Origin of the sequence: Nostoc sp. TCL26-01, assembly GCF_013393945.1 — a bacterium.
Classification (GTDB): Bacteria; Cyanobacteriota; Cyanobacteriia; order Cyanobacteriales; family Nostocaceae; genus Trichormus.
The window spans coordinates 4,718,332-4,739,243 of sequence record NZ_CP040297.1 but is presented as its reverse complement, the minus strand read 5'-3'; the positions used below and the strand labels follow the sequence as shown (position 1 = coordinate 4,739,243).

At 42.1% G+C, this 20,912-nt stretch carries 16 protein-coding genes; 12 read left to right on the top strand and 4 right to left on the bottom strand.

The window, feature by feature from the left end:
• The first annotated feature begins 338 nt into the window (after positions 1-338).
• Positions 339-5,678 carry a caspase family protein gene (locus FD725_RS20460; RefSeq protein WP_179049843.1) on the top strand — a complete coding sequence of 1,780 codons (5,340 nt, stop codon included), beginning with the start codon at positions 339-341 and terminating at the stop codon, positions 5,676-5,678.
• 31 nt (positions 5,679-5,709) lie between these two features.
• Here FD725_RS20460 and FD725_RS20455 read toward each other — a convergent pair whose 3' ends face one another.
• The gene (locus FD725_RS20455; protein WP_179049842.1) at positions 5,710-5,946 is read right to left on the bottom strand and encodes a hypothetical protein; all 237 of its coding nucleotides are present in this window, start codon (positions 5,944-5,946) and stop codon (positions 5,710-5,712) included.
• A gap of 217 nt (positions 5,947-6,163) precedes the next feature.
• Between FD725_RS20455 and FD725_RS20450 the strand changes: the two genes are divergently transcribed.
• The 5 genes from FD725_RS20450 to FD725_RS20430 all read left to right on the top strand — a co-directional run bounded on the left by FD725_RS20450 (position 6,164) and on the right by FD725_RS20430 (position 9,860).
• Entirely contained in the window at positions 6,164-7,249 is a 1,086-nt protein-coding gene (locus FD725_RS20450; RefSeq protein WP_179049841.1) for an ATP-binding protein, read from the top strand.
• A 12-nt stretch (positions 7,250-7,261) separates the two neighbouring features.
• Positions 7,262-7,888 (top strand): hypothetical protein, encoded by a 627-nt coding sequence (locus FD725_RS20445; protein WP_179049840.1) that lies wholly within the window; start codon positions 7,262-7,264, stop codon positions 7,886-7,888.
• Positions 7,889-8,114: 226 nt separating this feature from the next.
• On the top strand, positions 8,115-8,336 hold the full coding sequence (locus tag FD725_RS20440; RefSeq protein WP_179049839.1) for a hypothetical protein: 222 nt from the start codon (positions 8,115-8,117) through the stop codon (positions 8,334-8,336).
• Positions 8,333-8,722: a type II toxin-antitoxin system VapC family toxin gene (locus FD725_RS20435; RefSeq protein ID WP_179049838.1), complete on the top strand. Its 390-nt coding sequence runs from the start codon at positions 8,333-8,335 to the stop codon at positions 8,720-8,722. The genes FD725_RS20440 and FD725_RS20435 overlap by 4 nt, the downstream gene beginning before the upstream one ends.
• Positions 8,723-8,912: 190 nt before the next feature.
• Positions 8,913-9,860, top strand: a complete 948-nt coding sequence (locus FD725_RS20430) for a class I SAM-dependent methyltransferase (protein WP_179049837.1) — start codon at positions 8,913-8,915, stop codon at positions 9,858-9,860.
• A gap of 32 nt (positions 9,861-9,892) precedes the next feature.
• Here the strand turns inward: FD725_RS20430 and FD725_RS20425 are convergent, their stop codons facing one another.
• Complete coding sequence (locus tag FD725_RS20425; protein WP_179051618.1) at positions 9,893-11,431, bottom strand: NAD(P)/FAD-dependent oxidoreductase; 1,539 nt, start codon at positions 11,429-11,431, stop codon at positions 9,893-9,895.
• A 1,171-nt stretch (positions 11,432-12,602) separates the two neighbouring features.
• Here FD725_RS20425 and FD725_RS20420 point away from each other — a divergent pair.
• Genes FD725_RS20420 through FD725_RS20410 form a run of 4 tightly spaced genes read left to right on the top strand, consistent with a single transcriptional unit; the run spans position 12,603 to position 15,745 of the window.
• Complete coding sequence (locus FD725_RS20420; RefSeq protein ID WP_179049836.1) at positions 12,603-13,562, top strand: hypothetical protein; 960 nt, start codon at positions 12,603-12,605, stop codon at positions 13,560-13,562.
• Between the two features lie 26 nt (positions 13,563-13,588).
• Positions 13,589-15,403 (top strand): WD40 repeat domain-containing protein, encoded by a 1,815-nt coding sequence (locus FD725_RS20415; RefSeq protein WP_179049835.1) that lies wholly within the window; start codon positions 13,589-13,591, stop codon positions 15,401-15,403.
• Complete coding sequence (locus FD725_RS32620; RefSeq protein WP_256871673.1) at positions 15,400-15,534, top strand: hypothetical protein; 135 nt, start codon at positions 15,400-15,402, stop codon at positions 15,532-15,534. The genes FD725_RS20415 and FD725_RS32620 overlap by 4 nt, the downstream gene beginning before the upstream one ends.
• Before the next feature lie 4 nt (positions 15,535-15,538).
• Positions 15,539-15,745, top strand: a complete 207-nt coding sequence (locus tag FD725_RS20410) for a hypothetical protein (RefSeq protein WP_179049834.1) — start codon at positions 15,539-15,541, stop codon at positions 15,743-15,745.
• A 182-nt stretch (positions 15,746-15,927) separates the two neighbouring features.
• Here the strand turns inward: FD725_RS20410 and FD725_RS20405 are convergent, their stop codons facing one another.
• Positions 15,928-17,118: an anion transporter gene (locus tag FD725_RS20405; protein ID WP_179049833.1), complete on the bottom strand. Its 1,191-nt coding sequence runs from the start codon at positions 17,116-17,118 to the stop codon at positions 15,928-15,930.
• A gap of 421 nt (positions 17,119-17,539) precedes the next feature.
• On the opposite strand from FD725_RS20405, the gene FD725_RS20400 reads away from it, so the two are divergent.
• Entirely contained in the window at positions 17,540-17,917 is a 378-nt protein-coding gene (locus tag FD725_RS20400; RefSeq protein WP_179049832.1) for a Mo-dependent nitrogenase C-terminal domain-containing protein, read from the top strand.
• Positions 17,918-18,075: 158 nt separating this feature from the next.
• Here the strand turns inward: FD725_RS20400 and FD725_RS20395 are convergent, their stop codons facing one another.
• Positions 18,076-20,013 (bottom strand): caspase family protein, encoded by a 1,938-nt coding sequence (locus tag FD725_RS20395; protein WP_179049831.1) that lies wholly within the window; start codon positions 20,011-20,013, stop codon positions 18,076-18,078.
• A 195-nt stretch (positions 20,014-20,208) separates the two neighbouring features.
• Between FD725_RS20395 and FD725_RS20390 the strand changes: the two genes are divergently transcribed.
• On the top strand, positions 20,209-20,712 hold the full coding sequence (locus tag FD725_RS20390) for a hypothetical protein (protein WP_179049830.1): 504 nt from the start codon (positions 20,209-20,211) through the stop codon (positions 20,710-20,712).
• The last annotated feature ends 200 nt before the right edge of the window (positions 20,713-20,912 follow it).

Here is a 20,912-nt window from a genome sequence, read left to right as displayed (position 1 = left end):
AAAATAGAGCGATCCTCACATCTTGCACCTAGCCGTAGCGATTAGAAATCGCGGCTATACAAACCAAGTCCCTTCGGGTTCGCCAGTTCCCTACGGCGGGAGACCCGCCTACAGGACTGGTCTCACCGCCTACGCGCACTAACACAAAATCAAGGGTTTGAAACCCGCGCAGGCGGGTTTTGCCTGTGTAGCCGCGACTTCCAGTCGCCTGCAAGATATGAGGATCGCTTCGCCAAAGGCTTTGGCTAACGCATATTTAAGCTCCAACAGACTTAATAATATCCCAGGCGACTCTATTGCTATTCTGAAAACAACTCAATTGATCACACTTAACTAAAATGCCACGCGCAGTTGCTACTAGTAGTTTAAATCAAACTAAAAAAACAATCACACCTAAACTGTGGTTGTTACTGGTGGGAGTTAACCAATACCAGGATCAACAACTTGCTAGTTTGCGTTACTCGGCGGTTGATTGTCAGGTATTAGCAGAGGCTTTAGCGGGGGCTACCCAAGAGCAATTTTTGCAAAAAGAAATCAATATTTATCATGATTTTGCTGGGGAATTACCAATATTAACTAATATTCGCCATAGTTTACAGCAAATATCTCAGACTGCTCAACCTACCGATACAATTCTATTTTATTTTTCTGGTCATGGAATGTTGCAAGCAAATACGCAACAAGCATATTTATGTTTAGCGGATACCCAAAAAGATAATTTAGAAAATACAGGTTTAGCTGTTAAAGAATTATTAGAGTTATTAAGTAATAGTGGTGTGCAAAATCAGTTGGTTTGGCTCGATGCTTGTCATAGTGGGGGAATGACACTGCGCGGGTTGAATCCTACACCGCAATTGGTGCAAGTTTTACAACAACGGGCTGCTAAAAGTAAGGGTTTTTACGCTTTACTTTCTTGTGATACAAACCAATTATCATGGGAATTTCCCGAACTGGGACATGGGGTATTTACATATTATTTAATGCGGGGCTTACGTGGAGATGCGGCTGATCATCAAGGGATGATTTCGGCTGATAGTTTATACCGTTATGTTTATCACCAAACACTACAATATATAGATAAGACTAATCAACAACTAAGATTAATTAACCAGCAAAAACGGGGTAAAGGTGATACCGAACTGTATAGTGAATATCCTTTGCAAACCCCCAAACGGATAGTCGAAGGCATTGGGGAACTAATTCTTGGTACAATACCAGCGATCGCTCAATCTCTCCCACCGAGAAAAGCAGTAGTTATTGATGGGATTATTGGCTCGCAGACAGCACTAGATTTTAGTAAACTCTTAGCTGGGGCTGGTGCTTTTGAGTTAGAATATTTGCCTCGTTCGACAACTACAACTGCTCAAGACATCAAAGAAACCATTCAAGAATGTTTACGTTCTAGCCATCAACCACAGCCCTATCAAACTGAAGCATCAATAACAGCTTTATTATATTTGCGTGGACGACTAGAAGAAACCCCCACAGGCGAAGCAACACTAGTTTTATTAGATGATATCTGCCTAAGTCGTTCCTGGTTGCGACAACAGCTACAGCGTTCTGGTGTCACTCAACAAATCATCATCTTAGATTGTCCAGTGGGAACAGACAATGTATCTGTGCAAGAATGGGTAGAAGACTTGCAACTCAGCTCAGACACAGGACAGTGTATCATTGCCGCCGCTTGTCCCAAAAGCCACTCAGAACTCTTTGCTCAAGCCCTCATCACCACCTTAAAAGCAACGTCCACACCTGATGGCTTATCAGTCGCCGCTTGGATAACCCAATTACAAATTCATTTTGCCACCCAGACACCAATTACCCCATATCCACCCCTACAAATTTGGCTCTCTGGTACACAAGGCGTAATGGAAATCATCCCCGCCACCACCAGCACACGCAACCAGCAAAAATCAGTAGCCTTAGATTTAAAAATCTGCCCCTATCGCGGTTTAAAAGCCTTTAGTGAAGAAGATACCCAATATTTCTATGGTAGAGAATCTCTAACTCAGCAGTTAATTTCCCACCTCGCCCACAAATCATTCTTAGCCGTAGTCGGTGCATCTGGTAGCGGGAAATCTTCTGTAGTCCAAGCCGGCTTAATTGCTCAACTCCGCACCGGTAAACAATTACCCAGTAGCGACTCTTGGCTAATTAAAAGTATCCGCCCCGGCGCACGTCCTTTAGAAGCTTTGGCGCGGAAGTTGGGAGGAGAGGCGAGGGAGCAGGGGAGCAGGGGAGCAGGGGAGCAGGGGAGCAATAATTACTTGTCCACATCCCCCCATCTCCACCTAGAAGCGATGCTCTACCAGGGAGTAGAAGGCTTTGTCTACTGGCTGCGTAGCCGACCGGAACCGATGGTAGTATTGGTGGTAGATCAGTTTGAAGAATTGTTTACTCTTGCACCCATTGAAGATAGACAGCGATTTTTAGAACTGGTGTTGGGGGCGCTAGAATATGCTGCTGATAAGTTTAAATTGGTGGTGACTTTACGTGCAGACTTCATCGCTCCTTGTCTAGAAGTTCCCGCACTGGCTAGTTTATTGCAACATTCTAGCGTTTTGGTTCCACCCAATTTGAGTGATGATGACTATCGCCGTGTCATCGTCAACCCAGCCGAACAAGTGGGTTTAAAAGTTGAGCCAGGTTTAGTGGAAATTTTATTACAAGAGTTAAACCACTCGGCGGGAGATTTACCCCTGTTGGAATTTGTTCTAGAACAATTATGGGAATATCGCCGAGCAGGTGAGTTAACTTTAACAGCCTATCAACAGCAAATTGGTGGAATTAAAGGAGCATTAGAACGGAAAGCCCAAGAAGTTTACGAAAGCTTAGACAAACAAGCTCAAGAATGCGCTCGCTGGATTTTTCTCTCCCTGACGCAGTTAGGTGAAGGAACAGAAGACACCAGACGGCGAGTCTTCAAATCTGAGTTAGTGGTGCAGAAATATCCCGATGAATTGGTGGAAAAAACCCTCTTAGCGCTGACGACGGCTAAGTTAGTTGTGGTGAATTTAGAGGAGACGGGGGACTGGGGACTGGGGACTGGGGACTGGGGACTGGGGACAGGGGACAGGGGACAGAGGACTGGGGACAGGGGACTGGGGATAGGGAAAAATGACTCAGCACTCAGTACTCAGCACTCCCCACTCAGCACTCAGCACGGGCTAAACGCCCCGCTTCCGCTAACAGCACGGGCTAAACGCCCCGCTTCCGCTAACAGCACTCAGCACTCAGCACTCAGCACTCTCTCAGTAACTATAGAAGTAGCTCACGAAATCCTGATCCGCCATTGGTCAACGTTACGCTGGTGGTTAGAAGAAAATCGTAGTCGATTGCGATCGCAACGTCAAATTGAACAAGCAGCAGCGCTATGGAAACATCATGACGAGCAAGGAGATTTTTTATTACAAGGTGTGCGTTTAGGGGAAGCTGAAGAAATTTATGTCAAATACACTGATGAATTATCTTCAGATGTTCAAAATTTTATCGCTGCTTGTTTAGCCGCTAGACAACAACAGCAACTGGAACAAAAACAGCGCCTCCGTCAAGCTCAAAGGGCTGTAGTTATTATGAGTGTTTTAGGAATTGCGGCTAGTGGTTTTGGTGGTTTAGCTTATTTGCAAAAACGCTCTGCTCAGTTGCGCGAAATTTCCGCGTTAAATGCTTCTTCTGAGGCTTTTCTCTTATCTAATCAACAGTTGGAATCAGTGATTGCTAGTGTGAAAGCTAGACGAGAACTCAAACAAATTGTTTTACCACCACAAGATATACAAACCACAACGGCAGCAACTTTTCAACAAGCTATTGCTAATACTCAGGAAATTAATCGTCTGCAAGGTCATACGCAACAAGTCAACGCTGTGAGTTTTAGTCCCGATGGGAAAATTTTAGCCTCTGCTAGTGATGATAATACAATCAAAATCTGGAATCTCAATGGTCAATTGATAGAGACTATTACTGGAAACAAACAAAGAATCACAGCTATTAATTTTAGTCCAAATGGCAAATATCTAGCGGCGGCTAGTGCTGACAATAGTATTAAAATATATAGTTTAAATAAACTCAGCTTAGATAAAACTACTCATCAGATAAACTTAATTAAAACCATCATTGGACATACAGATATTGTAACTAGCGTTGCTTTCAGTCCAGATATTCAGATAATTGTTTCATCTAGTTTAGACAAGACCATAAAATTATGGCGCATTGATGGCAGTTTAATTAATTCTGTGAATGCTCACAATGGTTGGGTCAATACTGTTGTGTTTAGTCCAAATGGTAAAATTATCGCTTCTGGTGGCGAAGATAATCTCGTAAAACTTTGGCAAACAGCAGATGGGAAATTAATCAAAACTCTGACAGCACACCAAGGTCAAATTACTCGCGTTAAATTTAGTCCAGATGGTAAAATTATCGCTTCTGCCAGTGGTGACAAAACTATTAAGCTCTGGAACATTGATGGGAAATTATTGCAAAGTATAGATGCCCATAATGGACAAGTTAACAGTATTAATTTTAATGGTAATGGTAAAATTTTAGCTTCGGCTGGTGCTGATAATACTATTAAACTCTGGCTATTAGACGGTAAGTTACTCACAACCATTAAAGGACATAATGAACAAATTAGAGATATTAGTTTTAGTCCTGATAATAAAGTGATGGCTTCTGCTAGTAGTGACAAAACTATTAGACTATGGCAAGTAAATAATTTATCAACATTACAAAACAATGTTAATACTGTGAGTTGGAGTAATAACAACCAAAACTTTTTATCTGGTAGTTGGGATGGAAGTGTAACTATCTGGCAAAAAGCAACAAATATCAGTGCATCACCATTAATTAAATTTACAGCACATCAAGATATTATTGAGGCAGTTAGTTTTAGTCCTGATCATAAAATCTTAGCCACAGCCAGCGCTGACAAGACAATTAAAATCTGGAATAGCCAAACTCAACAGCTAATGCAAACCTTAACTGGACATCAAGATAGAGTTACAAGTATCAGTTTCAGTCCAGATAATCAAATTATTGCTTCTGGAAGTGTAGATAAGACTATTAAAATATGGCGTGTAGCTGACGGTAAATTAATCCGCACTCTGACAGGACATCGTGATGAAGTGACAAGTGTGAGTTTTAGTTCTGATGGGAAATTTTTAGCCTCTGGTAGCGCTGATGATACAGTAAAAATTTGGCAAGTAGACGGCAAATTAGTGAACAATTTAACTGGACATGGTTTAGCGATCGCCTCCGTAAAATTCAGTCCAGACAGCAAAACTCTCGCTACTGCTAGTTGGGATAATACCATCAAACTCTGGCAAGTACCAGACGGGAAACTCATCAATAATCTCAACGGACATACAGACGGCGTAACTAGCCTCAGCTTTAGTCCTGATGGGCAAATTCTCGCTTCTGGTAGTGCTGACAATACCATCAAGTTGTGGAATACGCAAGACGCAACGTTACTCAAAACTTTATTGGGACATCCAGGTAAAGTTAACAGCCTGAGTTTTAGTCCCGACGGTAAAGTGTTACTCAGTGGTGGTGAAGACGCTGGGGTAAGATTGTGGAATTTAGACTTAGATAACTTGATGCAGCAAGGATGCGATCGCATCACTAACTATCTTCAGCATAATGGCAATGTGAGTGTAGGCGATCGCTCGATCTGTCAAAAGTGAGAAGTTACTCACTCCTCACCCCAACTGATACTTAATTCAACCAATTCTGTTGAGAATCTTTCTCTTCCAGTGCTTGAATATTAGTGACATTGATCTTACATTCTCTCTTGTCAATATCTGACTTAATCTTGAGTCCCTGATCATTGACTGCTATCTCAACTCTATATTGACCAGTCGCCATATTAATAGCAGCATAAGTCACTGTACCACACATCATCATCCCAGCCAGTGACAAAGTAATTTGCAGGATTCCCAATACCCGTTTCATTTTTTTAACCCTTAACTGCTGACTTCTCTATTAAAAGTTGAGGCTGGTTGAGTACTCGGTTGAGCAAGAGTTTACAATTAGACAACTTATCTTTAATTGTTTGGGGAAATATAGATGAGTTTAGGTTGTATTGTGGCTGATGCTCTCAATTACTACCGATTATGTATTCTGGGTATAAAAATCTGATATACTCTCAGTAGTTCTTTGATGGGGAGTGATGGCGCGATCGCTTCGGGTAGCTCCAGAGTATATTAATAAAGTAAAGTCAGCACTTCAGCGTCATGGCTATCCTAGCCTGCAAAAGTTCTGTGAAGATATAGATCCTTCATTATCCACCGTCAAAAACTTCTTCGGTGGTAAACCTATCGATTATGAATATTTTTTAGTAATTTGTGAAAAACTAGGACTAGACTGGCAAGAAATCACCTACAAACAACCAGAAACTCAACCTCCGCAGACTAATAGGGAAACATCACCATTTATAACTGGCGCACCCATTACTCAACCACGTTACTTTTTTGGACGCGAGAAAGAATTAAAACGCCTGTTTAACCTCCTCAAACGCCATCCCCTACAAAACGCCGCCATCATTGGGAAAAAGCGCAGTGGTAAAACCTCCCTACTGCATTACTTAAAAAACATCACCACCACTCCATCAGAACAACTGCGTCCAAACCAAAAATCTGATTGGCTACCTCATCCAGAAACTTACAAATGGGTATTCGTAGACTTTCAAGATGTACGAATGCACAGCCTAGAAGGACTATTAACACACATTCTTAAATCTCTAAACCTCAAAGTCCCAACACCTTGCAATTTAGATTATTTCATGGATATAGTTAGTGAAAACTTACTTTCTCCTACCATCATATTATTAGATGAAATTGGTGTTGGTTTACATAATTGTTCAGAGTTAAATGATACCTTTTGCGACAGCTTGCGGTCTTTAGCTACTAACCAGACACGAGGAAATCTCGCCTTTATTTTATCAACTCTCGAATCACCAATTGATTTAGCCCATCATACAGGACACAATTCCCCATTTTTCAATATTTTCGGCTACACCGCATTTCTAGAAGCATTCACTGAAACAGAAGCACGAGAATTAATAGCGAGTTCGCCAATACTTTTTCCTGATGAGGATGTGGAATGGATTTTAACTCAAAGCCAATATCATCCACTGTTATTGCAAATTCTTTGTCGAGAAAAGTTGTTTACTCTAGAAGAAGGAGAAAATGATCATAGCTGGCGTGAGGAAGCTTTAAGACAGATACAGCCATTTTCTCATTTATTGCACAAATAAGGAGAGATGAAAATGCCGTTTAGTAATTATAAGAGTATTAGCACAGTTGCTAAAGAATTTCAAATAAAGTATGTTCGAGAAAATTTTATTGTCGAGATGGAATTTCCCATCAGTGAAACTTTCCGCCAAGAAATAAATCTCATTTTTAATGAAGGTGTATTTGATAATTCCGAAATTGCTATTTGTGAAAATATGATTTATCCGGTATTAAAAGAGATTTGGAAAGCTTATCGGAGTAAATTTTTAATTTGGAGTCATCAAACACTAATTTATGATCAGAATTTGTGTGGTATTCCTGATTATATATTAGCAAAGCGTTCCCCTTTAGGGACAGTAGTCTTTGATAAACCATATTTTGTGTTAGTTGAAGCCAAAAAAGAAGGCGACTTTACAGAAGGATGGGGTCAATGTTTAGCCGAAATGTTAGCAGTACAAAAAATTAACAATGAACCTGAAAATATTCTCTTTGGAATTGTTACTAATGGAGCCATGTGGCAATTTGGCAAACTAAATTTAGATATTTTTACACAAAATAAAACCTTCTATACAATTCAAGACTTAGAGCAGCTATTTGCAGCAGTTAACTATGTGTTTAAACAATGTGAATTACAATTAGATAATCAACTTACACACAAGTAAAGTTTAAAGGTTGTTTGAAAAGTCGAAAAGTATACTAGTAACCCCTCTCCAACCCTCTCCCCGAAACGGAGAGAGGCTTTGAAACCCCTATTCCCTCGTAGGGAAGGGGGGCTAGGGGGGTTAGGTTTTTAAGATTTTGATGTTAACAATAATACTTTTCCAACATCCTCTTACAGCAGATGAAACCGTTTGCTTATTGATGAGATTTAAAACCAACAGAGTGACTATGAAAGCACATCGAATTGAAACAACATTAACCGAAGACGGAACTTTAGTCATCAAAGACTTACCCTTTCACGCTGGGGAAGCTGTTGAAATTATCATTCTAGAAAGTCATACTCATCCACCAAAAGCTAATCCGTATCCCTTGCGTGGCAAACAACCATATCGTTATGATGATCCTTTTGAACCTGCTGTCCCTCTGGAAGATTGGGAAGCCTTGCAATGATTGTATTAGATACTCATATATGGGTTTGGTGGGTTCAAGGTGATGCAAAACTAACCCCAAAATATCAAGGCTGGCTGCAACAAAATGAATCCCAAGGGTTAGGGGTTAGCATAATGTCTTGTTGGGAAATAGCCAAACTAGTAGAGATTGGTAAGCTAACTCTCCCATATTCAGTTGATGAGTGGTTTACAGAAGCTTTAGCTTACCCAGGAGTACAGCTACTTGAACTAACAATACCCATCATCGTTGAATCAACCAAACTTAAAGGCTTTCACAAAGATCCATTTGATCAAGTTATTGTAGCCACTGCAAGAATTGACGGGTGTCCGCTACTCACGGCTGACGCAAAAATTCTGGGATATCCTGGGGTGCAAACTCTGAAATAAATATCAACAAGGTTTCTCAGCTTATCTTCAACAGCTACAAGGCAACTTAAATGCCTAACAACTTACCCCACAACGCCTACACCGATGCACGCTGGGATGCACCCAAGCGATCGCCAGAATTAATATCTCTATATGCCACTAAAACTCTACAATATAGATAGTTGCAGTTATCGCCTCAATATTCAAACTGATGAACAACAAGCGCAAGCCGGACTGGGCTGGTGACAGTTTACTCTCCAATTTTGTCAATTTGTTAATTCAAAACAAACCCATTTACGGGGTGATGAAACACCAAGCTAGGCAAGTTCTCATCAAAACAGCCGAGAAAAACGGTGTTCCCTGGCGGAAAAACTTGGAAATACTCCAAGCATCACCAGCAAAACAACTGCTAGAGGCGGTGACAAATCCTCATGTTGTCTATCCTGACTACTACAAAGTCCCCTTCCATGCGTACTCTGAGGGGAATTTGTGCTGGGAAGCGGCTTTTGAGGCGGAATCAGCGACATACTCGATGGCGTTGCGGGTATGGCCACAAGAAAATCTCACTTGGGAAGCTGCCCATGCTAGGCTCAGAGGCACGTTTCATGATGCGTTAGAAGCATACGCACCTCAGCCAGTTAGGGATATTTTAGATATTGGTTGTTCTGTTGGTGTCTCTACTTTGGCACTGCACCGTTATTATCAAAGCAAAGAAAGGTATCGAGTCAGGACGGTGGGGTTAGATTTATCTCCCTATATGCTGGCTGTCGCTAAGACGAGAGATGTTAACAGTGAAATCTCCGAATGGCTTCATGCTAGGGGAGAAAACACCAGATTATTAGATAACTCATTTGATTTGGTAACGCTTCAGTTTGTGACTCATGAACTCCCTGGCTATGTCAGCAAAGAAATCTTCTTGGAGGCGAAAAGGTTATTACGGACTGGTGGTTATATTGCCTTAGTTGATAATAACCCGCGATCGCCTGTCATCCAAAATTTGCCCCCAGTTCTGTTCACTCTCATGAAAAGTACTGAGCCTTGGAGTGATGATTACTACAATTTTGATATCGAAGCAGCCTTACAAGCAGTAGGTTTCGCACCACCAGTCACAGTCCCCAGCGACCCCCGTCATCGGACAATTATTGCCAGAAAGCCGTAATTATGTAGAGACGTTGCATTGCAACGTCTCTACTATAAACCAATCTCCTCAAGCATGGCTAAATGCTGACTCACAGATGCAAGAGTATTAGCAACAATCATCCCACTAGCGGCGACGGCGGGTAAACCAATACCGGGAAATGTGGAGTCACCACAGCAAAATAATCCTGGTAGGGGTGTGCGATGTCCTGGGAATAAGCCAGATGCGGCAGAAATTGCCGGGCCGTAAGAACCGCGATGACGACGTAAAAAACGTTCATGAGTAAGGGGTGTGCCGACGAGGGTAATTTCGCAACGAGAGCGAATATCAGGAATAATTCTTTCTAAAGCTTGCCACATCACCTCTGCACGCGATCGCTTTTGTTGTTCATATTCTTGACTTTTTCTGTCCAGCCCTTGCCATAAATTATACGGCTCGTTGCCAGGGGTGTAGACGTGAATCACGTGCTTACCTGGTGGTGCAAGGGAGGAGTCAAGAATTGAAGGAATTGAGATGAGGACAACATTTTGCGGTGTTGTCACTCCCTTTTGCCAATCATTAACTACTATATGATGACAAGGCAAATCTGCTGGTAATCCTTGAGCATTAATACCCAGATGGAGGTGCATAAAGCTATCACACTCCGGTGTGGCTTGGCGTTGGTGACGAAATTTTTGTGGTAATGTCTCATCTGGTAATAACTTGAGAGTATCCCACACAGAAGCATTGGAGACAACTGCTCGCCGCGCCCTGATTTCTCTGCCATCACGCAGACATACACCCACGGCTTTGTTGCTTTCTACCAATACTCGCTCAACATGAGCGCCGAGAAGTAACTCACCACCATGTTTTTCTAGTCCTTCTACTAAGGCATTGACTAAAGCACCACTACCACCAACAGGATAATCTAAAGCTACACCTGGCCTGTACCAATCAGCAAACATAAATGCCATCTCGGCAGCATTGGTTCCTGATGCTGGGAGTCCAGAAAGGAGAAAACACAGCAAGTTTAACCAGTTGCTAATAAATGGGTCACTAACAACACCATCCATGATAGGAGAGAAAGACCCTGTTAATTTGAAGAAATTAGTTGAGTGTCTAGCTAAAGCAGGAGCAAATCGTCCAATAGTTAAAGCTACACCTATATCCCAGCGTAGCGCAGCTGGGGGAAGAGCGATCGCTGCTTGTGCTAATGGTGTCATCACTTGTTGCAGTTTTCGCCATTCTGCTACTGCATCTTTTCCCCGTAGTCTCTCTAATACCTGACAAAATTGTTCTGCACCTACAGATGTGTCAAAATCACCCTCTGGTAGACGACAACCCCAAGTTTCATAAGTAACCCACAGTAAATCTACACCAATGATATCTAGCACTTGTCGCAAGGGATTAACAGAAGGACTGTCAGACAAGCCAGAGTACAGCGAAGGCCCTGAGTCAAACTTAAATCCTTCACGTTCAAAAGCGTGCGCCGCCCCACCAGGAATAACATGACTTTCGCAAACTATCACATCAAAACCGTAACGAGCCAAAACACTCGCACAACTCAACCCACCAATTCCGCTACCAATTACAACTACATCTGTTTGTTTCATAGTCATTGGTCAATGGTCAATAGTCAATGGTCAATAGTCAATAGTCAATAGTCAATAGTCATTAGCAATTCTTATTCCCTCACTCCCTCACTCCCTGCCAAATCAGTTACCAGTTAACAGTTATCAGTTACCAGTTAATAAACGTTCACTGTTCACTGTTTACTGTTCACTGTTCACTGTTTACACCCCTCACTCCCTCACTCCCTCACTCCCCCACTCCCTCACTCTTTACTCAGCACTCATCACTCATAAAAAAAGAGTGGGAGTAAGCATACCAAGCGCTTTGATCTCCCACTCTGCCATTTGCTACTGTAGCGTTCAGGAATGTGTACAGCCGTTGTCATTAATTTAGGGGGCTGAATGTGCAGGTAAACGACAACGCCCATACAAATTGATGATTCCTGTTGCAGCAAATGTCATGTTTGATTGTTAATTTTTTTCACAAGAGTTATCTTTTCCCTGACTTTTCCATTGTTCATTGAAAATATGACCAACTCAGTAATTTTTGGTAAAATCACCTCGGCAGTCATTTATCTTTGATAAATCTAACTTAGTTATTTTTACTTGGGTTGCCATTTTGGCAAGTTTTTAAATTAGCAGATAGTTTGAGTTTAGTCCTGATGCACCGCAATGATTTGCTGTGCTTTAAGCTGATGCCATCACACACCCCTACCAAATCAGTTACCAGTTAACAGTTATCAGTTACCAGTTAGTAAACGTTCACTGTTCACTGTTTACACCCCTACACCCTTTGTTCTGCCAAACACTTACGTATAATTTCAGGAATCAAATCAGATTCTCATGTATTTCACTAAGTACATGGAGTAAATCAAAAATCATCAAAGTAGAGTGACATATCCCATAGGATAGTTTTGTATTGAGATGTTTTAGGCATTAATCTCAAAACTGCCGATTAAGTCATCAATTGCTGTCATGAAAATGGCTAGACGAGCCTGATCTCGTTCCCAGTGGACTTATTTTGATATACAATTCATTAAATATCTGTGTAATTACTGATAACTTATGAAATGCTTTTACAATAGACGTTTTTTCAGGCTATTTTTATGAAAAACCTAGACTAAGACTCTTGGGAGTTTGTCTACTTTACCAACTATCTAGCATTGCCGCAATAACCCAAATTATCAAAGAATTATTCCAGAAAAGTGATGATATGAACTTATTACCTGCAACTGCCACAAAAACCTTTAGCTTATTAAGTATTGGTCAGCGAGGTGTAGGCAAAACAGTCTTTCTGGCTGGTAGCCACGCAGAACTACATCCTGATAATCACTCAGGTAATCCACAAAAGTTTTGGTTTGATTGTCAAGATAGTGATGTGCAAGCAAATCTGGACAAGATTAAAAATCATATTGCTCGGACTGGTTCATATCCACCTGCCACCATTAAAATTACTAACTTTAACTTCAGTTTGAAACGTCAAAGTCTTGAAGGCGTGAAAACAATATGCCATTTTCGTTGGTGGGACGTTCCTGGCGAGGCTTGTAACGTTCACAATCTCGACTTTCAAGAAATGATCCTCAATTCTAACGGTTGCTGTGTATTTATTAATGCCCATGCTCTGATCCACGATAAAAATTACCCACGCTTACTTGAGGACATTTTTAACCAAGTAGCAGCGATCGCCTCCGTGGGATATATGTATAATATACAATATGCCTTTGCACTGATTTTAACCAAGTGCGATCTGCTAGAACTCAATCCAGCCACCAAGCAAAAAATTGAGCAAGACTTGCAACCACTGCTCACCTACCTTGATACTGTGAAAGCTGCTTATCAAACCTTCTATTCCGCTATTCCTATCATTTCTGTAGCAGGTGTCCCCAGTCTCAGTCCTAGTGGTGCAGCCAATCCATTACTGTGGTTGTTATCACGACTCAATGATTCTGTAGATGCACCATCAGAACAAGTTTTGGCTAGTAAATCCAGTCAAGATTTACCTACCAAGAAGAAAGAATCAACCGAAACGCGCAAATATATCCTCATCATATCTTTGCTTGGTGTTGGTTTACTCGGAGCGATCGCTTCATTTTTCTTTGCCTTCAACCTATCTAACCCCGTCCCTCGACAAGTCCCAATACCAGCACCAAACCCTACTCAACCAGCTAACTAATACCCGATAGGGTTTTCTAAATTAGTATGACCCCTCTGCGCTTAGGTCAACTTATACATACTAGTTTTCCTTTCGTGGGATTTAGAACTGTCGCCAGTCCACACATCCCCACGGAAATTCAGCAAACCTTTCTCGAAAAGGTGGTTTATCAATATTGGGATTCTTATAACCCTCCTAGTCCTGGCTATCGAGCTGCCTATCTCCATCAAGTAACCTTAGAACATACCTTATTTGGCTGGTTATACAACGATGGGTTAGATGATTTTGGTCGCAGTGATGTTCCTTACTTCATCTGTTATTATCTAGCAGGCAAACTACAACCCAGCCACCTAGAAAATATTCTCATCTGTCTATGTACAGGGCCAGTCAGGCTGATAGACAGACACAATATTCCCGATGCTATCGACAGCTTGGTTGTTCCAGATTTATGGAGTTACCAACCCGCCCAGAATGGGGTGAAGATTCCCAGCGAGATAATTGAGCAAAGTCAGCATTCCCTTCAGCAAAGAAAATTGCTCAATCTGTTTGTCTTTACTGTTGAAGAAAAAATACAAGATACGTTGATTGCCGATAGGAATTTACTATCTGTCATTAAACCGAAAACATCAACACCAGTAGGATTGGGTGGAACCTATCCCTATGAATTCATCCAGCACACCATCATCATTCAACCAGAAAACATTCCCTCATTTACCCAAGATTTTCCCCTAGTCGTCCAGTCAGTAGAAGATTATCAACAGATACTGTTAGAGAAAATTCGCTCCCAAGATTATCGCCAAGCTATTGTTCCCACATCTAAGAATTTGACTGTGATGCTGGGGATCATCATCAGTATAACTTCTTTGATAACTGTGCTATTAGGAGTTCAGTATTTTCTCCAAGTCAAACCTTTCGCACCTCAGAACCAACCAAATACAATCCCTAACTCCGGGCAAAATCCCGCTTCACAATCCCAAAATCTTAGGTTGAGTCACACTTTAATTGGTCATACTGATGCTGTGTGGTCTGTTATTTTTAGTAACGATGGCAAAACTGTTGTCAGTGGAAGTACAGATAAAACGATTAAGGTTTGGAATCTAGATACTGGTGAAGTAATTTCTACACTCAGAGGACATAGAGATGTCGTTAGAGCGATGGCTCTTAGTCACGATGGCCAGACATTAATCAGTGGGAGTGGCGACAAGACGATTAAAATTTGGGATTTTCAGACCTTGAAGCTGAAGCGGACTCTCAGCCATCATGCTAGTCCTGTCTGGTCAGTGGCTATTAGCCCTGATGGACAAACCTTAGTCAGTGGTCATGAAGATGGTACTATCAACATCTGGAACTTTCCTACAGGCCAACTCCTCCGCACAATTAAGGGACACGAAGGTCGAGTCTTTTCGGTAGCAATGAGTCCTGATGGCGAAACTTTTGCCACTGGTGGTATTGACAAAACCATCAAAATATGGGGGTTGTATACAGGCGATCGCCTCCGCACCTTAGCACAATATCAAGATGCTGTCAGATCGGTAATTTTCAGCCGTGACGGACAGATGCTCGCCAGCGCTAGTTGGGATCAGACTATAAAAATTTGGCAAGTGCGTACAGGCGAAGTCCTTCACACTCTCCGTGGACATACTTCCAGAGTAGTGACTTTAGCTTTGGGACTAGATGGAAAAACTCTCATCAGTGGCAGTCTTGACAATAGTGTGAAAGTGTGGAATATCCAAACCGGCAAATTGCTGCAAACTCTCACTGGCCATACAGACTGGATTTTAGCGATCGCTACCAACTCAGAAAAACGTATCATAGTCAGTGCCAGTAAAGATAAAACCATCCAAATTTGGACAAATCAATGAATGTAGAGACGTTGCAGTGCAACGTCTCTACAAGGATTTCGGGCGACGCAGAATTAAATTCGGTCGATGTCTCCATCATTCTCAGAGCCACCGAACCACCTTATAACGTTCAAATCCCAACGGAGATTTAAATTTATGCAGGCTAAACTTCAAGAGCAACTTACAAGTGCGGATGCTGACGTGATTTTAGGAAGATTGCCTGAGCGAATTCGTACAGCTTTAATTGCGCGTGCTGCTGAAATTGAATATCCAATCGAAGCTGTAGTTGAGATGGCAATTGCAAGTTTTCTTGACTCTGAGGCGTTGGGTTTTGCAGATTGTAAACCAGGACGAGGCCAGTAGTACATTGTAGTTTATAGGACTCATATTTGATTTTTGTTGGCGTAGCCTGTGCTTACACAAAAAAGCCAGTATACCTCTAATTTCCTTCTTTTCTATCACCTGTTACCTGTCACCTGTTACCTGTTACCTACCTAAACAAGTCTGTTCAGTAATCAAATCGGATTCCTATATATACTCTAATTTCACTGAATCCACCAATAGCTGATGATTAAAGTACACAAGGTAATCGGTATCCCAAAACGCAAATGCTCCAAAAAAGTCAGCTTGTAACCCAAATCAGCCGCAGCTTCTACAACTATCAAGTTGGCAACGGAACCAAACAATGTGAGATTTCCTGCTAGAGTTGAGCCGACTGCTAGCAACAACCAAGATTTAGTATCACCTGGGGAAATTAGCGGATGTAATAACAGCACCGCCGGCACATTGGAAATTAAGTTAGACAAAACTACTGTCACACCCAAAAAACTAGCAGCAGAGTTGATGGCGTGGGTAAATGGGGAGAGCAAGTTCAATTTTTGGGTGGCTTTTGTCAAAATGAATAGCCCGGAAAACATGACTAACAGGTTCCAGTCTACCTGCTGCAAAATTCGCTGTGGTTTAATTCTTCTGGTAATTAGCAACAAGCTAGCCGCAACTAAAGCTGATTCGGCTAAAGGTAAACCGACAGCAAAGGTAATCAGCAAACCAGTTGTGATGACTAATGATTTCCGAAATAAGGGTTTAAATATTCGCTGATTATTTGTAGGGATGACTTGGCAAGGTTTGACTGAACGAACTTGTGGATATAGTAGCCACAGTAATCCTACCTGCACAACCAAGCCTGCGATCGCAATAGGAGCCAACCTACCCAAAAAATCTAAATAAGCGATCCCCGAAAAGGAACCTATCAAGATATTTTGAGGATTTCCGCTTAAGGTAGCCACCGAACCTATGTTAGTTGCTCCGGCGATCGCTAGTAAATAGGGAATAGGATTTAAGCCCAAAGCCTGAGCCAAACTTAAAGTCAAAGGCGTAAACACCAATGCCAAAGTGTCATTGAGAAACACAGCAGATAAAATCCCACTGCCAAAAGTTAAGGCAATCAACAAGCCTAATGGACTACGAGTTAAACTCAACAACAGCGATAGAGCCTTCCGGAAAAAACCAGCATAGGCGAGATTGGCGTTTACTACCATCATGCTCAACAAAAACACAATGGTGTTAGCATCTATCGCCCTCCATGCTTCCTGCAAATTCAATACGCCTAAAGCAATTAAAAATCCAGACCCGACTAAGGCAATAGTGGCGCGGTTCATCCGTAAGCCAGGAATATACCCCAAAGCCAACCCCAAGTAGGTTATCCCCAACACGCCATAAATTAGCACTTTGGTCATTGGTCAATAGTCAATGGTCATTAGTCATTGGTCAGCACTCCCTCACTCCCTCACTCAGCACTCCTGAATGATTTTCGCTTATCTTCCTAGAAAATTGGGAATATTCGGCGATTTGTCAATCCTTTTAGCTCAAGTTTTGAGTTAAGTTTTGTAAATATTATGGTTTATTCTACCCAAAGATAGATGTCTTCATTAAAATTTAAACTGTGTCAAGTTATGAACAAAATCTAATGGCTACACTACCATTTTCAGAGAAAGTGCGATTAACTTGACGTAGTTATAAATTATGTCCTGACTTCAGTGGCTACCCAATTTTGACCATATACAGCAGTCAGGATGAGATTTGTCCAGAAAAGGTAGCCGTCACACTGTATAAGTTCATCGTAAAGGTGAATACCCTCATCAACAAAGAGGAATAATCATGAAGGTATTTGATAATACCACAAAAAAGCTTTTAATTGCAAGCTGGGTCTGGATAAATCAGGCAGAAGTTGGTAAACCTCATCCAACCCAGTTACAAAATACTAATTCTCATTCACGCTGGGATATTTTCAAACCTCTGAGGCGATGGATAGACAATATTCAAGTAAGCGATCGCCAATTAGCTCATCGCCTATGTCAAATGATCCCCGCCCAATGTCCCTTCGAGCGCGACATCAAATTATTCAACAAAACCCTGCTATACATCCCGCCAATGTGCAAACTCAACCCCTTATATGAAGAAGTGGTGAGCCTCCGTTTTCGAGCATTGTGCTATCTCGCAGATGAATGCGGCGAAGATGTCAGCCAGTATTGTTAATGAGAAAAAGGAGTGAGGGAGTGAGGGAGTGAGGGAGTGAGGGGACGGGGGGACAAGGGGACGCGGACGGGGACAGTGAGATAAGAATAATGACTATTGACTATTGACTATTGACTCTTGACTCTTCCCTATTGCCTTATTGCCTATTCCCTATTCCCTCATTTTCTCTCTCGCCATTTTTGGATAGCTTCTTGAGCATCTTCATAAACAGCTGTCACCTCTGGGACTAGAGTAGCGGTGGCAATTGCTGCTGGGAAATCTCCTTGATCAGCGCGATTCTTGGCTAGATCCAAGATTTTTTCACTCCATTTATTAATAGATTGTTGTGCTAAATCAAAACCGGGTTGACCTTGGGGTACTCTCTTAGCAACTTCAATGGCCCGATTATAAGTGGAGGCTTGTCCTGGTTTAATCAGGGCATTAGCGGCATCTAAGAGAGTTTTATTTGCTAAAAATTGTTTGGCTTCAATCCGCCATTGGTTGATCGCTGCTTGGGCTTTAGGATAAAGGGGTTGATCGGGAGAGATGAGTTTAGCAGCAGCGATCGCATTAGCATATAGTTTTTGTTTAGCACGACCTTCTGCTAAATCGAGGATCATGCTACTCCAAATTTTAATATTTTCCTGAGCTTGTTCGTATAAGGGTTCACCGGGTTTAATTTTCTTCGCCGTAGCGATCGCTAAACTGAGATCACTAGCTTGAGTTTGTCTCAGAGACATTTTTGCTAGGTCTAATACCGCTTGATTGCGAGTTTTTGACTCAGAAATGGGGGCGATTTGTGCTGTCGATTGGTTTGGTGAGCGATTGAGTGGGGAGACGGGAAGGGAAGGATTTTTGGGAATTTGTGAATCACTTGTGATGGTAGTTGATGCTTCCTTAGCTCGTAAAACCTTCATCTGATGACGCAGCAGAATCACTGAAATCAGCGTCACAACCAGCATCGTACCCCCACCCCACAATACAAACTGTCGCCACAATGAGGTTTCTACTTGATTCTCAGGTAGTCGAGAAATATAAGGTTGGGGCGCATTGGGAATAAACCGTCCACCTGCTGTTTCTTCATCAACTGTGAGTGCGGGAGATGGCTGGGTAAAGTCAGTATTTGTGGCAGGCGATCGCTGTTCATCAAGTGTGAGAATTGATGATGGTGGCGATTTGCCATTAACAGTAGTTTCAGAGCGTTGATTGTTTCCCCAAATACCGATTCTGGGTGGCTTGGGAGAAATATCAGCAGTTTCTCCCAAGGGAGGAGCCGCCAGCGCCACAGCAAAGTTTTCTTCCGAGAAAATAATTGGTTCTGTTTCCGCCGGTTCTAATGTACTGGGTACAGCGAAACTAGTTTCCACTTGTAGACTAGTTGTTGTCTCGACTGGCGGTAAAATTACCTGCTCATCCACAGGAATTACGGCTACAGGATTTTGTGTAGGTCGCCAGTAATGCTGAGATAATTCTGGCGTGAGAATACTTAAGTGTTGTTCCAGTTCCGTCAAATTACCACCATAACCAGAACGCAAAGCTGATAACAGTGCGCCTGTAAATAATCCGTGACCTAATTCCCTACTTTCTTGAGAAAATTGGTCTGGTTGACAGGACAAAATTGTTGCCAGTTGTAGTTCCTCGGCTAATTCAATAATTTCTTTGCCAACGGGTGTGTCGCCTTGAGTCCCAGAAGCGCGGTTGATATCAAATAGCAGCAATACATTTAGGTTAGCTATCTGCAAACTTTGCATCAGCGATCGCACTTCAATACCAGTATCTTCTACCAGTTTGGCATCACCCTCCACAGGCATTAAATAATCTCTGCCGTTGTGATTCAGCCCATAACCACTAAAAAAGAACCACAGATGGTCTTGTGGTTGCCAACAAGCTGCTGCTAAATCTTCTAGCAACAACAAAATATTTTCTTTTGTGGGATAAGTCGATCTATCGCCGATTGGTGGCGACGTATCCGTCATCAGCAGGGAGCGTTGAGGGACAAAACCCGCCTGTTGAACCAAAAATTCCTTGAGCGCCTCAGCATCGGCCTGAGCGCAAAGTAAAGGTTGAAATATCTGATATTGATTGATACCAATGGCGATCGCCCAGTAGTTTGCCATCCGCGCTTTGTAGGTTGTTGTGTGTTTGCCTAAAATTGCGGTTGGCTTTGCTGAAAAAACAAAGCTAACCTATGTCTAATAGTTTAGGGGATTCTCATTGAGTCACAAAAATTACGTAATTTTTATGACTTCACTTTTCAGGAAATACCCTCACTTTCTACCAATCATCAAACCTCAATCAAGAACTATCAGGTTATGAACAAGAATTGTACTCACCCACTATCATTAATCATTCCCTTTAAAGTTATTAGCCAAATTGACAAAAAAATCCGGACATTTCCCTTAATATTTTTGCTTTTATTTCCAGTCCCCGTATGGGTTGTAACAGAATTGCTTTTTCCGCAAATTGTCCAAGCTTACACAGCGAGAGTTGACTTAATTATTGATCGATTACCTGATGAAACTTACGAAGCCATCCTCCGCCGAGCAGAAATGACAGCCAGAGCCGCAGCCCAACGTAGCTTTGACCAGGATATTTTAGTTACAGATATTTCAGTAATTGTCTCCGTACAAAGTTATGGAGCGATCGCCCCAGTGTTAACCTTAGATGTCAGCCGCAAACAATGGCGTACACGCCCCGATCCCCAAAACTGGGCAACATATTTCAAAAGTGCGCGATCGCTCCTATTATTTGAACAAACCCCACCCCCCAATCCAGCCGCAGCCCTCACTATCCCTACAACTGCACCGCAGAAGTGAGACAAGGAAGGGGATAAGGAAGGAGATAAGGGGACAAGGGGACAAGGGGACAAGGGGACAAGGAGAAAATACGTGTATGGGTTCTTGCCCCTCATCTCCCCATCTCCCCATCCCCCCATCCCCCTTTTCCCTCCCCTAACGTGACCAACGTTAATTGATAGCTTAGAATAGAAAGGTTGTGAAGAATTGCGATATCAGCT